9 protein-coding genes and 1 riboswitch are annotated in these 15197 nt (G+C 58.5%); of the genes, 6 read left to right on the top strand and 3 right to left on the bottom strand.

Features of this window, described 5'->3' with window-relative positions; all coding sequences use genetic code 11:
* The first annotated feature begins 434 nt into the window (after positions 1–434).
* Entirely contained in the window at positions 435–1034 is a 600-nt protein-coding gene (locus GGD66_RS10715) for a hemerythrin domain-containing protein (RefSeq protein ID WP_183257659.1), read from the top strand.
* Positions 1035–2201: 1167 nt separating this feature from the next.
* Here GGD66_RS10715 and metE read toward each other — a convergent pair.
* Positions 2202–4547 carry a 5-methyltetrahydropteroyltriglutamate--homocysteine S-methyltransferase gene (gene metE / locus GGD66_RS10720; RefSeq protein ID WP_183257660.1) on the bottom strand — a complete coding sequence of 782 codons (2346 nt, stop codon included), beginning with the start codon at positions 4545–4547 and terminating at the stop codon, positions 2202–2204.
* A gap of 102 nt (positions 4548–4649) precedes the next feature.
* Positions 4650–4853: riboswitch (cobalamin riboswitch) on the bottom strand.
* Between the two features lie 894 nt (positions 4854–5747).
* Between metE and GGD66_RS10725 the strand changes: the two genes are divergently transcribed.
* Complete coding sequence (locus GGD66_RS10725; protein ID WP_183257661.1) at positions 5748–6578, top strand: nodulate formation efficiency C protein; 831 nt, start codon at positions 5748–5750, stop codon at positions 6576–6578.
* A 994-nt stretch (positions 6579–7572) separates the two neighbouring features.
* Here the strand turns inward: GGD66_RS10725 and GGD66_RS10730 are convergent.
* A complete protein-coding gene (locus GGD66_RS10730) occupies positions 7573–7761 on the bottom strand; it encodes a hypothetical protein (protein WP_183257662.1) in 189 nt (62 codons plus the stop codon).
* Positions 7762–8367: 606 nt separating this feature from the next.
* Between GGD66_RS10730 and GGD66_RS10735 the strand changes: the two genes are divergently transcribed.
* From GGD66_RS10735 to GGD66_RS10750, 4 genes are all read left to right on the top strand, one after another.
* Entirely contained in the window at positions 8368–9123 is a 756-nt protein-coding gene (locus GGD66_RS10735) for a thermonuclease family protein (RefSeq protein WP_246788863.1), read from the top strand.
* A gap of 10 nt (positions 9124–9133) precedes the next feature.
* Positions 9134–9871, top strand: coding sequence for a carbonic anhydrase (locus tag GGD66_RS10740; protein ID WP_183257663.1), 738 nt, complete (start codon positions 9134–9136; stop codon positions 9869–9871).
* 2165 nt (positions 9872–12036) lie between these two features.
* Positions 12037–12438, top strand: coding sequence for a hypothetical protein (locus GGD66_RS10745; protein ID WP_183257664.1), 402 nt, complete (start codon positions 12037–12039; stop codon positions 12436–12438).
* Positions 12377–13543: an acyl-CoA dehydrogenase family protein gene (locus tag GGD66_RS10750; protein WP_183257665.1), complete on the top strand. Its 1167-nt coding sequence runs from the start codon at positions 12377–12379 to the stop codon at positions 13541–13543. The genes GGD66_RS10745 and GGD66_RS10750 overlap by 62 nt, the downstream gene beginning before the upstream one ends.
* Positions 13544–14247: 704 nt before the next feature.
* Here the strand turns inward: GGD66_RS10750 and GGD66_RS10755 are convergent.
* Positions 14248–14895 carry an FkbM family methyltransferase gene (locus tag GGD66_RS10755; RefSeq protein ID WP_183258036.1) on the bottom strand — a complete coding sequence of 216 codons (648 nt, stop codon included), beginning with the start codon at positions 14893–14895 and terminating at the stop codon, positions 14248–14250.
* Between the last annotated feature and the right edge of the window lie 302 nt (positions 14896–15197).

Genomic DNA, 15197 nt, shown 5'->3' on the forward strand with positions numbered 1-15197 from the left:
CAGCATGCAGCTTTCTAATCCGATTTGAACATGTTTGAGCAAACGAGGGACCGCGCCGCCCCATTCAGGACGCCCTGCTCATGGCACTTACGTGTAAATACTTAGGGACTTCTACCTAGGGAAAACATCCAAATTTTCCAGTTCGTCAGGATCAGCCAATCTGCGTCCCATCGACGTTCGCAAGATAGGGTCCGCCATGCACGCCCAGGCCGCCAGTTTTACCGAGACCAGTTGCTATGCGACGAGCGTCTTGCGTGGGCAACCTCAACACTTCGGCTAAGTTGATTTACGCCAACTCAAATTCAAGCGCGCTACTCTTTTGCGTCGAACAGCGCGGAAAAAATTGCAGCGCAAACAACACCGAACTCGGCTTGGGCGATCTTGCAAGTGGCAGAAACGCTTCCGGCCTAAATTGTCCCCCCAGGAACACCGCAATGATCATCGATCTTTTGCTTCGAGAGCATCGCAACATTGATCTGCTTCTGGCCGCTCTCCAACGCGAATTGGAGATTTTTGAGAAGGGGATCCGTCCCGATTATGAGGTCATCCGCGCGATTATCAGCTATTTCGAGGTTTACCCCGAGGTGTACCATCATCCACAGGAAGACTTGATTTTTTCCAAGCTCAAGGCTTGCGATCCGGATGCAGCTGCAATCGTCGGCGATCTCGCGCTTGAACACCAGGAAGTCGTCGACCGTTTGCACGGCTTCGCGCGAGCTATTGACGCCATCCTCACGGATCGTGAGCTCGCTCGGCAAGACGTCGGCAATATCATACGCGACTTCATAGTTCGCGAGCGGCGCCACATGATGTGGGAAGAACTAGATTTCTTTCCGGCCGCACTGAAGGCTCTCTCGGCACAGGAATGGACTGAAATCGCTTCCGCCGTCACCGGTCATGGAGATCCGCTGTTCGGCGAGACAGCGGCAGCCACTTCCGATGCGCTAAGAGCGCATATTCTGAAATTGGAGCAAGAAGCTGAGGTCGAACGGAGCTCGGTCGCGTTATCGTCCACCAAGGCCGGCAATCCCTGACACGGCGCCGAGAGGAGCCGTATTGATCGCTGCCGTTTTGCAGCAGGAATTAGACCTCATGCTCATCCTGCCGAAATGAAAATGGGGTGTTGGCGGGCGCGTAGCCGCCGTACCGCCAAAAATGGCTTCTGCGCACTATGATCGCTTGCTCGACCACCGGTGCAAACGCCATGGCCGAGCCTTTCTGAGCTCTGGTTCCGGCACGTCCCACAGTGTGACCATCTCAGGTTTGGTAGTTGCGCAGTGACATCGCGCGAAGCGGATGTCTCTCGTGTCGGCCGACCCGTAGGACGGACGATTGCGGCGCGCGGGTGCGGCGAAGCACTCCCACTCCTTCCCAGCCCGGCACGCTCTGAATGATCCGCGAGGCACTGCTCGCCCGGGTACGTTTAGCACGAACGGCGAGGCGCTGGACGTCCGGTCTAACTCTGCGCCGAGCCGAGTCGTGTCGGATCCGTGATCGCCATCTCTCAACTGGCCTATGTTGAGGGCAGGACCACGCTCACGGCTGAGGAGCAACCTATCGGCACCGTGCCATCTTCAAGCTCGTGACATCCTCCGCGTGGTCGGCTCATAGACTCCCAAAACAAAGGCCAAAGCCGAAACCCGACTATCGGGTGGAACCGGTCGGCCAAGGACTGCCGTAAGCAGGGTTCAAATCAATAGCAACCGCTCATGCATTGTCCACGCTGCGAGATCCTTGGAGCCAGGTTTTTCGTATCGTCGCGCTGATGGAGCATAAGGTTTCCAGGCAGGAAAGCGCACCGAGTTTGCGGCTCGTGCCCTGCGGTGACCGCCCGGCATCACCGCCTCCCTCGGCTCTGTCGTAATCGTTGCCAACGTGCTCTTAAGCGACAAACCTTGGTGTATATTTATACACTTCAGGCTATACGGTCGCATACCACTGCATAATTGAGCTACGCTGAGCTTGTGCTTCAACTGGGCTCAGATTTTCGGCGAATGTCCTTGCCGTAATCGAACCGGCGGTTGTCCTCTCTTCCGCCGATGGAAGCCCGCGCGATGCGTCAGCGTCGCTCCTCCCAGACTTTCGCCCGGCCCGCTAAGCGGGGGCCGGGCTTTTTTTGTGTTCCCAAGGCTCCATCGATTATGGAGAGCGCAAATGACCGCAAGAGGATCAGCTTTGTCGAGAAGAGACCCAAGCCCGGATCAACGGCCTCGCGGATCGAATGCAGCGCGCAGTTGGCGGGCGGCAGCGACCATGTTCGCTAGCGCCGGCCGAACCTCCTCCCATTTGCGCGTCTTCAGGCCGCAGTCCGGATTGACCCAGAGCTGCGAATCCTTTAGCCGGGTCCGAGCCAACGCCATCAGCTCTTTCATTTCGCCCGCCTCGGGAACGCGTGGAGAGTGGATGTCGTACACGCCCGGCCCGATCTGATTTGGATATTCGTAGTTCCTGAACGCGTCGAGTAGTTCCATTTTCGACCGCGACGTCTCGATCGAGATGACATCTGCGTCCATTGCAGCGATCGCACCGATGATGTCGTTGAACTCCGAGTAGCACATATGTGTATGAATTTGCGTTTGATCAGCGACGCCGGACGAGCAGATGCGGAAGCAATCCACGGCCCAGTCGAGATAGGCGGTCCACTCCGATCGACGCAACGGCAATCCTTCGCGAAGTGCAGCTTCGTCGATCTGGATCATGGTCGCACCAGCATTCTCGAGATCGCGGACTTCGTCTCGGATCGCGAGCGCAATCTGGCGGCAGACCTCGCTTCTGGGAATATCATCACGAACAAAGGACCAGTTCAAGATCGTCACCGGTCCGGTCAACATCGCCTTCATCGGCTTCCTCGTTAGTGATTGCGCGTAGCGCCACCAGCCTACGGTGATAGGCTTCGACCGCACTACATCGCCAAACAGGATCGGTGGCCTGACGTAGCGCGATCCGTAGGACTGCACCCATCCATTCCTGGTAAATGCGAAGCCGGCGAGTTGCTCACCGAAGTACTGCACCATGTCATTGCGTTCGAACTCGCCGTGCACGAGGACATCGAGACCGATGTCCTCCTGCCAGCGTACGGCGCGCGCCGTCTCCTCCTTGAGGAACCTGTCGTATTGCTCGTCGCTCATAGCGCCTCGGGCATGCGCCGCACGGGCATTCCGGACCTCTTTGGTCTGCGGAAACGATCCGATCGTCGTGGTAGGAAAAGCCGGCAGTCCGAAACGATTGCTTTGGATCTCGGCACGACGGGCAAATGGGCTCGCGCGCCGACGCATGGTCTGGTCGATCGCTTTCATCCGGACAGCGACATTGGCATCATGGATTATCGGCGAAGTCCGGCGGACAGTCGCGGCACATTCCGACTCGGCAAGAGCTAGCGCAACATTCTGGTCGCCTGTGAGTGCCCGCGCCAGGATCGCGAGCTCTCGCATCTTCTGGACCGCGAAAGCAAGCCAGCTCTTGACGTCGGAAGCGAGCCCGGTTTCGAGTTCAACATCGACCGGCACATGAAGTAGCGAGCAGGATGGGGCAATCTGTACACGATCCTTGCCGAGCTTCGCAATCGCGGGTTCGAGCCGCTGGCGCAGCGACGACAAATTCGACCGCCATACATTCCGGCCGTCGACGACACCGAGCGACATGACGAGATCACTTCGGCCGCCAGCGATGATCTGGTCCAACAACTGTGGCGCTCGAACCAGATCGAGGTGCAGTCCGGCGACTGGTAGGCTCAAGGCGGTGTCCAGATTGTCCCCGAGATCGCCGAAATAGCTGGCGACTAAGATCTTGATGGCTGGCCCCTCCTTGGCGAGCCGGTCATAGGCATGTCGCAAAGATTGTCGCGCCCTCTCATCCAGATCAAGAACCAGGCAGGGCTCGTCGAACTGAACCCAATTTGCCCCACGTTTGGCCAATTCCTGCAGAACCTCGATATAGGCCGGTATCAGTTCATCCAGTAGTGAGAGTGGCTGGAACGCAGGATCGGGACTCTTGCCGAGTTTTAGGAATGTGACCGGCCCGATCAGGACAGGGCGGGTCTGAAAGCCAAGGGCCTTGGCTTCCTCATACTCCTCGATCGGCTTGCGAGAGCATAGCCTGAAAGTCTGTCCCCTGTGAAACTCGGGGACCATGTAGTGATAGTTGGTGTCGAACCACTTGGTCATCTCCTGCGCGGGTGCGCCAAATCCGCGCGGTCCGTGACCGCAACTCGCATCCTGATCGTCGCATTGTGATCCGCGGGCCATGGCGAAGTACGTCTTGAGCGAAACGGATTCGGCTTTCGAGGCGTAGATCTCCGGGATGGCGCCAACCATGACACTTGTGTCGAGCACCTGGTCATACAGCGAGAAATCGTTCGATGGAATGACCGTGACGCCGATAGATTTCTGACGAGCCCAGTTCGCGGCACGCAGGCCAGCTGCATCCTCGAGCAACTGCTGTTCGCTGCTTTTTCCGGCCCAGTAACTTTCGAGAGCGAGTTTGAGCTCGCGCCTTGGACCGATGCGTGGCGTTCCGAGGGTGGCAACCGGAAGCGAGAGAAGAGTCATAGCGTGAACCCCATGTTGGGGGCAAAGGCCATGGCGGACGCAGGCAGGGGAAGTCGCGCGGTGCGACGGCTGCTTGGCGCACCACCAGGACACCCCGCCCGTGGACGAATATATTGTCGGGGCAGGTCTCCTGGCTCGCGGGTCATCGCTTCTGTCCGGCCTTCCCGAAGCCGCGCAGGCTTCAGTGACGTCGTTGGACAGCGGCTTGCCGCTCACAGTTGCGGGGGCAGCGCCGGCATTGTCACCGGCTTCCCTCTTAGCTCCGGATCAAGTGGAAACCGGAGAACCTCGACGGCTTGGATTATCGGCAAGAGAAGTCTTCCGTCAACCTCTCAGATTATGTCTCAAGCTGATGCTGCGACATCTGCTACGCGAATCACCGTGCATCACGTTGAGATGATGTAGAAGCGCTTTCAATCGGCGATATCGGAATGACCATCGGAGCTGCCCGCGGGCCGCACGCCAGATTGGTGGAAGGGACAAATGCGGCTTGCGCGGTCGGGACTGCCACCTCGAGCAGAACGCATCTCCGGCTTCCCAGCGGTTCTTGAGCACGTCCACCATCCAGTCACCTTCTCAGCCAACAGGATCCGTGTTGAATAGGCCCCAGCTGGCAAGGCCAGCAACATACCCCGCCAGCACGTTGATTTGCAGTTCAGCAAGACTCAAAATGCTCGGCGGTGAAGATCGGCTTCGCGTGGTTGGCCGTCGAGTGCAAAGCGCTCCGGACTGAGGCTGTTCTCGAAGCGCCGCGTGTCGCGAAGGGAGCGCCAAACGCACCATGGCCCATTGGCCGCAAATGCCCAAACGCATGGCAGAGATCGAAACGCACATTCTGGCAACGATACCGGACCAAACCGTCGCGTGACGAGGATGCATAAGCCGCGCTGGATAGCGCTGAAAGGAAACATCGAGACCTGCCAGTCGGAAAGTCGACAAAGAGGACACAAAAGCGGTGTGAATTGCCGCCCATTACCTGGCACGAAGAATGCAATACTTCGGCATGCCAGTCTCCTCCTTGCTGGGCAAGTCCAGCACAGCAAATTGAGGCTGTCGCCGGCAGCGAAGTTAGCGGCGCGTGACATAGAGGGGAGCGCCTGCTCGCACGGGACACCATCGGTCTCCCCGTCGCGTCGCCGCTAACTTCTTGCGCTCGCGCATAACAGGTTAAAGGTTGCCCCGCTTTAGAATGACGTGTGGATGAAAGCAGATAGGCTGACAGTTATGAGGAAAATGTCTGGAAGACGCGCATTATGGTTTTGTCTCGGTCAATCCCTGATCTGCCTGGCCGGGTTGGCTGCGACGAGCAACAGTGTTCGCGCCAACGAGAGCCCCCTTATCGAAAGATTCAAGTCAACGTGGCGGGCGCAAGACGGCGAGACAATAGAACAAATTATCTCCAATGTCTCGAAGGTGGCGCAGTTCGTCCCTCGAATGTGGGGCGTCGCTGAACTTGACGAAAATGACCATGTTTTCGTTTCGTGGACCAGGCACGGCGATGATACATCAGACGAACAGTACGTTATCACCTGGAAGATCGCGCTCGACGGCACGATTCAGCTTGCGTCGACCTATGCCAAACCGATGGAATTGGGCTGGCGCGCCCTGGCGCTCTCGTTGATCGCCAGTGAAGTCAAGGATGGCGAAAGGGACGCAAATTTTGGCTTTCTGCATGATCCGAGCAACTTCAACTTTGTGACGACCATGCAAGGCCGGCTCGGCGATCTTCTGCGGCAGGGCCGCTGCACTATCGTTGAACCTGTTGGAGTGGACTACTTGCCGAAGCAGAATGACAAGCCGACCGAGAAGGGTGATCTGTGGCGCGTTTTGCTTTTAGTGAACTGTAATATCCCAGGGCCCCGTTTTTTTACACACAACGGGGTCATCACTTTCGAGAAGAGCGAAGGGCAAGATTGGGAGCCGCAATCCTCCTTTGCCAAGCGTATCGCGGCCTTTCCTCCTGGCTCCTGGTTCGCTCGCATGGAGCCAAAGGAACAGGAAGAGTTAGAGGGGAGCGAAGGCCCTCGGTAAAACGGTCGCGCAGAGCAAGATCGCGCCGTAGCTCCTTTACGGCCGAACGTCTGAGCAAGTGCAGACATATTAGCTCGAGAATGTCGGTGTTTACGCCTTCAGCAGTCGCGAGCCCTTCCTGCAGCTTCAGCCCGTCAGGAAAAAGTCGGGCAGCACGATTACCTCCGATTCCTTCTGCGAGTAGCCGAGCTCAGCGGCGTGTGCCAGCTGGCGAGATTTGGCTCCCGGCGCGCCCGACGCGGTGGGGGGACACCAATCCACGAGGGAACCAGCTCCTCCATGCCACTGTTCAAGGGACCAGGCCTGAAGATGCCTCGGGCCCAAGCCCGATCCCGCGTGCGCGCCGCCCATCGCGCGACTGACTGGCACCCGCAAGAGCGTAAGCATGCCGACGCCGAGGCGGCACGCGGGATCGAGTGCTGCGACGAAACGCGTTAAGACAGTAATCGGGCAGTGTCAGTGGGCCGGCAATGCCCTCTGAGCACCGGCCCTTATCCGAGTGCCCCCGGCGAGAGCCCCGGAGCCGTGCGCGAGGCTTCGAGGACCGAACTGAGTCGGCGCTAGATTTCCTCGCGCGCATTCGTCTGCGCGTCAAATATCCGGATTTGAAGCGTGGGAAACCGCCTCTTTAGTTCTGCTCCGCCTGCCCTGGCGCCGTCTCTGGTTGCGAATTCGGCTCTGAGTCGACCATCCACTTCAAGCGCGTAGGAAGAGACCGGAAAATTCCGGGGGGCTGCAACCATTTCATTCCCATTGTGTAGTGAGGTTGTTGCGAATGATTTGTAGCTTGAGTCGGCTAAACCGCACCAGAGCTACCCTGCCCGAGTGCCGCGATGGGGCAACCATGTTGTGGATTGAGGCCTCGCACCGAATGGCATCAGGATGACACTCGCGATCCTCCGAACACGCGGGCGGCTTACCCCTCGCCCGGCGCGTATACAACGAAGCCACGGAGGTTGCCGTTCCAAAATTTCCCTGGCGCAAACGCACGCCCTCACGCGGGCTTGGTGGGTAACTCTCCACATGTGATCGCGGTGAAGCGTACCACGAGAGAGCGGCCGCCAGTCGCCGCCTGGGTCATGACAATCCGGTCCTTGTCCGAACGCGGCGGCGGCACCACGAACGAGATATGGTGCAGCGCAGACGTGCGAAAAGCCAGAACGGAATTGGCATCAACGACCACCCTGGTTGACCCTCCGAAAGAGGCCTCCGGGTCTTGCGCGGTTTGCGCAAACGATACCGGTTCATTTTACGCAGCGGACATTGAGCTGAACTCCGTGGCGCCTTTGTCCAGATCTCAGAAGAAGCAAGACCAGGTTTCTTTCGAACAGATCCTGACAAGACTTTACGGCGAAATGTCATCGCTCTTGCTGATACCGTCGGCAGCCTTGCCGATGGTGGCCGCCACAAAGCATAGCCAGATTGCTCCTCCCCTCCTGACTTCGACTCGACCCTTAAGATTCACAGGCGACTTTTGTTCTTCAACCGCGTGAGAAACAGCGTTCCGAGGTTCGGCTTTCTCCCGCATACCGAGTTCGCGGCCGAGCGATGCGGATCTCCTCCTCAGGTGGAGAGGGTGCAGTGCGCGCCCAGGGAGAGAGACCGGCGAGGTTCGAAGGGTACCGCGACACGCACACCGGAAGAAATCGCTTGAACCTCACGCAGCGTAAGGTCGTAGCATTGGAAATGACGGCCACCCTTTTTAAGAAAAAACGTCGAAAGATGTCGGCCGAATAACGGACATAGCGTCTAAGCAGTCGAATGTGGCGGCGCCGGATCGTGCGTGAACATGGATCAAGAGCGAGAGGTTATTGTTGGGATGAAACACCGCGTAATGATGGTCGCATTGTTCGCTGTCATCACATCTCCGGTCTGCGCAGCGAAGCTCAGCGGCCCTCCTCGCATCCTCGACGGCAATACGATTGAGATCGAGCAAACTAAGCTTCGGCTCTCAGGCATCGAAGCTCCTGAGACTGATCAGATTTGCCTCGACGCCCACGGTCGGAAATGGACTTGCGGCGTAGCTGCTCGCGACGAGCTGATCAAGCATTCGAACGGACGAACGTGGGATTGTCATACCACAGGAGTTGATGAATACGGCAGATCACGCGGCAGTTGCTTCATAGAAGGCGAGGACGTGAACGCCTGGATGGTACGCTCCGGCTGGGCATTATCGTCGGGCCCTTCTACTCAAAGCTACGTTGTCTATGAGGTTGTGGCGAGCAAAGCCTATGCGGGGCTATGGTCGGGGGCGTTCATCGCGCCCTGGGACTGGCGTCGCCGCAACAAGGGGACGATCATCATCGGCGCGAGCTCGGTTCCGATCGACGCTCAGGAACTCCTGCTCGGATCCGCGCTGCTATCGGACCCGCCCTCGTCCGAGTGCCTGATAAAGGGCACCGTAGACCGCAACGGCGAGCGCATTTATCACCTGCCCGGGCAACTCAGTTACGAACAAATCGACATGACGAAGAAGCCCGGTGAACGCTGGCTTTGCAGCGAAGCGGAAGCCGAAGCCACCGGGTGGCGTAAAGCCGCGCGATGAGGTGAGATGCATGCATGCAGGCCATTCTCCGACCTATCTGACCAAGATCGCGCCTTCGCGCCGCTCGCTGTTGCAATTCGCTATTTCGTCGGTTTGCCTGCGGCTTGGCAACAACATTGTCGATGCTAAGGAAGCAAGAACGCCGCCCAAGCCAGATAACCTGATCTCGCCGGAGACTGCCCTGAACCGGCTGATGGAAGGGAACGATCGCTATGTCCAAGGCGTATCACGAAGCGACGATTTCAAGCGCGAGCGCCCGGTTTTGGTGGATGGGCAAAATCCATATGCCGCGGTTTTGAGCTGCGCCGATTCTCGCGTGGCGCCTGAACTTGTCTTCGGCAGCGGACTTGGCGATCTGTTTGTCTGCCGCCTCGCCGGCAACTTCGCCAACGATGACACGCTCGCCAGTATGGAATATGCGGTGGCCGTGCTGAACACGCCGCTGATCCTGGTACTTGGCCACGATCATTGCGGTGCGATAGACGCCACGATCAAGTCGCTCCACGACCATAAGCCGGCGCCGGGGCACATTTCATCCCTCGTCGCTGCGCTTGCGCCTGCGGTAAAAGTATCTCGCCAGCAAACCGGTGACACGTTCGTCCTAGCAACCCGACAAAATGTAATCGATAACGTCAACAAACTAAAATCGACGGGGCCGATTCTGAACAGGGCAGTTGAGCAGAACAGACTGAAGGTCGTCGGGGGCCTGTATCGGCTCGGCACCGGCAGGGTCGATTTGCTGAGCTGACGCCGGCACCTTCGCCGGCCGGCTGGTCGTTTGCCGCCTGATGTAGGGCTTCGGTTGAGTTCCGTGCGATTCGCTCATGCATCGGCTGCATTAAATGCACCGAATACAATCCGCTCCACAATTGTCCTAGCTTCGAGAAGATCTTTGGTATGCGCGGCCTCTTAATTCTTATCGTATTCTACGTGCTCATGTTGGCGACGCGAGGCCAGCACCAAGAAGCACTCATACCGCGGGCTACACTATTCATGCCTGCACGTTGATGCGCTAGGCCAACAGACGTGGTGCAAGCGGCAGATCGCGGTGCGAGGCATGCAGGGGCTGAGCTCTCGGCCTAACGGAACACGCGACAATTCCGGCAGCTCTCACCCGCGATCCGGCAGCCCCCTCTGGTCCTGCTATGATCACCAGGCTCAGCTAGGGCCGAAGATCACATAGAGCAGGGATTACGTCTACCAAGACTACCCATCCGGCGGATGCAAAGAAAAATGCTACTCGCGTCGGGATCGGACGGTCTCCCCCGCATCTGCCATCAATGATGAACGACTGTGATCGCTATAAAAAGAAGGTAAAGATCTGCCGTCCATTCTTTCAAGGCGGCCGGAGGCAACTGTCTCGGTCAACCAGCACGAGGCGAGGCCTGCGCGTTTTTCCTACCCCGAAGGACGCACAACTGCAGCCAGTCCGGCGCTTATTGAGTCGTCACCATGATTGGCGACTGGAGTGCTTCGATTACGTATGTGACCGCGCTTCGGTTTCGATTTTGGCAGGTCACGGCGTATCTGTTGATCAACTATCCCGGCCCCGCGGCAGCGCGCGATCGAGCCTTCGTCGCACAAACTTTCTCGTATGACTGGCGCGCCACGCATTTGCAGGAAGATCGAACGCGCGGGTCAAAAGACGCCGAGCGCCGCCGGCGACATCCATCGTGTACTGGCGTCCGGCGGCACGTCCCCGGCTGGGGTACATATCGCGAGCAAGCGCACTCCGGTCTCTCAACGCCGGCAACCGGCTCTCGCTTGACGACGTTCCATAGGATATACCGCGAGGCAGAACGAGCATACCAAGGCCTGCTCGTCCATATCAGTGATGCCGCTGCACACCTTGATGTCAGCGCCACGTGGAGACACCTGCGCCGCCAATTCTTTGCACCCAATGGCCTTTCCGGACGCCCGCCAAAAGAAGTAACCGTTGCGGCGCGGACGATTCCGCCCGGGGTGGTTATTTGGCAGATTGGGCTTCGCCATGCGCGCGCAAGCTTCCTACTGACCGGACAATGCACACTCTCAGCGAGAGTGATCTGATCGCATGATAAGCGTACGGTGCGTACCGGAGCGACCGTGAGAAGATTTCCAGTTTCGGCGTGCCGAATCACGGACCTCGCCGGACGCGCCCCAACTCGATCCTATCTCAGAGCCCTGTACAGCACTGATCTCAGCAAAAGACGAGCAGCCAATCGTGTCGCTGTTGCTGGCGAGTTGGACAAGCTCAGTCATGATCTAAAGCATCTGGAGCTCGCTGAAGAGAGAGGCGCCGAAAAGCGTAAGTCACGGCAGGGATCTGCGCGAATCTCTTGCGTTTGGTACGACAAAACAGGAACAGTTGGATCAGTTACTGGTGAACCTCGACAACTCAAGCATCTAGGAAGCTTTTTGCCTTTCGCTTGCATGAGCGGGGGCACTCTTGGAGTACATAGGACAGCGACTTGATTGCAATGGCAGCCCCTGACGCCGCCGTCACGTTTGTTGAATACCTGCCGTCTCATGTCCGCTTCTAACCAACAGCTCACCCACAGTCGCGAGCACGGTAAATTGCGCTGTTGGTAATGTCAGGAGATCAGAGCGGGCCTGAAACTCCAGCAGGCAAGCCGAGCCCGACTGGTTCGCGGTCGAGGTCCACTTCAGTCGTTCTCCTTCCGCCGTGTTCGGTTGATGACGTCTTGTGCCTGGAATCAGACACGGGAGGCGCGAACATCCTGCCGGCGCGGCACGAGCGACGTGATCTCGCTGGATTCAGACACGGCCGGCAGACTTGATTGATGGCATGTCGATTGCTGGGGACATGGAAAAGAGCCGCAGGCTTGGGCAACCTCGCGGTCGCCAAGTCAGGCATTCACAATTGGTTCGAGCCGGCCGAGCCCAAGTGTGACAAAGTCCGTTGGAGAAGACATGACAAAACGAGCGCTGCCGTCAGCCCTTGGAGACATAGTGCAGCAGAGGCGGATCGATCTCGCTGCCGCATATCGGTTGCTTTGCCGGTTCAGCCTCAATGACAGCATCGACAGCCCTCCGTCAGTCTTCCAAGCCCTCAACACCTTTTTTTTGAGCCAATCGTTCGGGGTGTGGTTTAGACTGGAAACCGCCTGTAATCGCATCACAGTCGATATCAACTGCGACAGTTTCGACGATCCCTGCAGACTGGGTATCAATCCGGCCGGCTTCGCCATGCGCGCACAATCCAAATCAATGAAGCACGGCATCGATCGGCTCAAGACACCGAGGACAGCTTATGAACGCTCCACCAGAGAAGATCACTTCAGAAGCCGACGCTACGGCTGCGACCTGGGATAATCTGTCGCCGCTACTGGTCGATATCCGCGCGCGTCGAAACGAGTTCGCCCGCGCGCAGAAGATTCCAGACGAGATCATCGAGGGCTTCAAGCGCGTTGGCGTCTATCGGGCTTTGGTCGCCAAGCGATTCGGCGGCGAGGAGCGAACGCCCGCCGACTTTTGTCGCCTGATCGAGCGCATTTCCGAAGCCGACGGCTCCGCCGGTTGGGTCGCCAGCTTCGGCGATGGGGCTCGCTACCTCGCTGCTCTTCCGGACGACACGCTTCGCAAGGTATACGCGAATGGACCTGACGTGGTCTTGGCAGGTGCGCTTTTCCCGCTTCAGCCCGCCAGGCGAAGCACCGACGGGTTTGTCCTAAACGGCGTGTGGCCATTCGCCAGCGGCTCACCGGGCGCGGATCTGATAGCCGTTGGCATCACTGTGGAAGACGATCCGACCGGGGGCCTTGCTCGTGTAGCCGTGATGCCGGCCGAGAAGGTGACAATCCGCCCCAATTGGGACGTCATCGGCCTGCAAGGCACCGGCAGCCACGACGTCGTTGTCACCGATGTCATTGTACCGGAGGAATGGACCTTGATCCGCGGCGGTCCGCCGACACTCGACGCGCCGGTCTATCGTTATCCGTCCGTCACTTTCGCAGCGCAGGCGCATGCGATTGTCGGCATCGGTATTGCGCGCTCCGCGCTAAACGAGGTGATCGCCATGTCCGGAAGCCGCGTCTCAATCACTGGAGCGCCCGTGATGGCAGAGCGCGGCTATGTCCAACTGGAGATGGCGAGAGCCGAAGCTATGCTGCGTTCCGCCCGTTCCTTCTTCTATGAGGCCACCGAGCAGCTGTGGAAGGAAGCGCTCAAGGATGCGGTAAACCCGAACACAGCGACGCTGATGCGACTCGCCGCGACGAACGCCGCGCGGCAGAGCGCTGAGGTCTGCAACATTGCGAGCGGTCTCGCTGGAAGTGCGTCGCTCTCTACCACCAGCAATCTGGCGCGGGCCATGTGCGACAGCTTCGTGGTTGCTCAGCACGCAGCTTTAAACGAGGGAACGCTCCAAAGCGCCGGCCGACTCCTGCTCGGAAGTGCAGCACAGCCGGGATTTCCATGAAGTGGTTCATAAACGTTCCACACGCCGCGGCGCAACGGATGGCCGGACCTGCGATATAATGCTGTCTGCAGCTACAGTTCCTCGCGGCGTACCGGCCTTGTTTAAAGGACAAGAGAGAGAGAGAGAGAGAGAGAGAGAGAGAGAGAGAGACCCTTGCAGTCAGGCGCTCCTCAAAAACACCACTTCTTATCCGTGGCGCAACCCTCGAGCGCTCTCATAGGTCTCTACGCCCCCGCCTCGCTCATGGTCGTGTCGAGCACGATCCACTTGCATTTCAGCGCAACTGCTCGCGGTTCAACTCACAAAGCTCCCAAGTCCGACCTTTTTTAGTATCGCGCTCCGTGCTTAGCCGTTCGTTCTGCTGGCGTAGGCGGACGATCTCCGAAGCCTGGTCCGCCGACATCGGCGTCGCCTGCGTGGCGGGCCCAACGCCGCCGATGCCGGCTCCTGCCGGAGCTTCCAGAGTCGCAGTACCGAGTCGCGCAGACCGAGTTCGTTGACGACCGTTCCGATCGTGGCACTGTCGGAACCCCCCCGCCCCGACGCGGATGTCATGCGCGGGGTCTGTAATGGCAACCGGAAACCGGAGCGCCCCTCCGGCCACCGATATCCGCTCGAATGATCACCCGTTGTGCAGCTTTGGGCGGCTAAGCGCGCCGGTCAGGTTTACCAGCAATGAATGAGGCGCCCGATATGAGTCGCCATTAGAAGCGCTTATTTTCGAGCAATACATCACCCTCCACCGCGCGGGGATAGTGGGCCGCCACTTCGAATGATGGCAACAGGTCAAGAATAGCTTGGAGGGACAACTGCCCTTCGTAGAGCTCGCGGTCGCTATATTCTGTGTAGACGAAGCGCGTGTTGCTCAAGGTCTGCATGCCGCCGGCGATAACGTCCGCTTCGGCCCCCTGGACATCCATCCAGATGAAATCGATCGTATTCAGCTTGGCTTCGCTGCACCAGTCGTCCAGCCGCCGCGTTTCAACCGAGACAGGGCGACCGAACCGAACCCACTCATACTCAGTAAGATGGTTCTTCGGGCGGCGTATTGAGCCGGAGAGGTCCCATTCCTTCGCATCACCATCTGCATTGCTTGGATGGAAGTCGATCATCCCGTTTCGATCACTAATCGCGATCTCAAGCAGCTTCACCCTATAGAGGGATGGGCCCAGCTTCTTCTTGAAGCGCGCGATCGCTCGCGGGTCCGGCTCAAAGCAGTAGAGCTGAGCTTGCGGGCAAAGGTTGAGAAACTGTTCCGTATCGGTCCCGTCATTGCAGCCGATATCGAGGATGACGGGATTCGGCTTCTGAAGACGTGAAACAATGTGCTGGTGAACTTCGGCAGACGACACAGGTGCTTTTTCCATGGGCGCGGAGATCGGATGAATTTCGCCTTTGACGCCAATTCACACGCCAGACGCGCCGGCACAACGTATATCAACGTATATGATTCATATGCCCGTCGGTCCCTCGATCCATGACAGCTATTTGGACGCCATCAACACCAAAAGGGACGCCTGTCGAACGGGAGCTGCAGCGACTGCCCAGCAATACAAAGTGCCGCTTGGTTTCGGGAGCCGCGCCAACTGTGAGCTAGATCGTCGTGTCCGGTCCGCCTTTCGGAGCGGCGGAACGGCTTCGCGCCGAATGTCAG

Source organism: Bradyrhizobium sp. CIR48 (assembly GCF_014198315.1).
Lineage (GTDB): Bacteria > Pseudomonadota > Alphaproteobacteria > Rhizobiales > Xanthobacteraceae > Bradyrhizobium.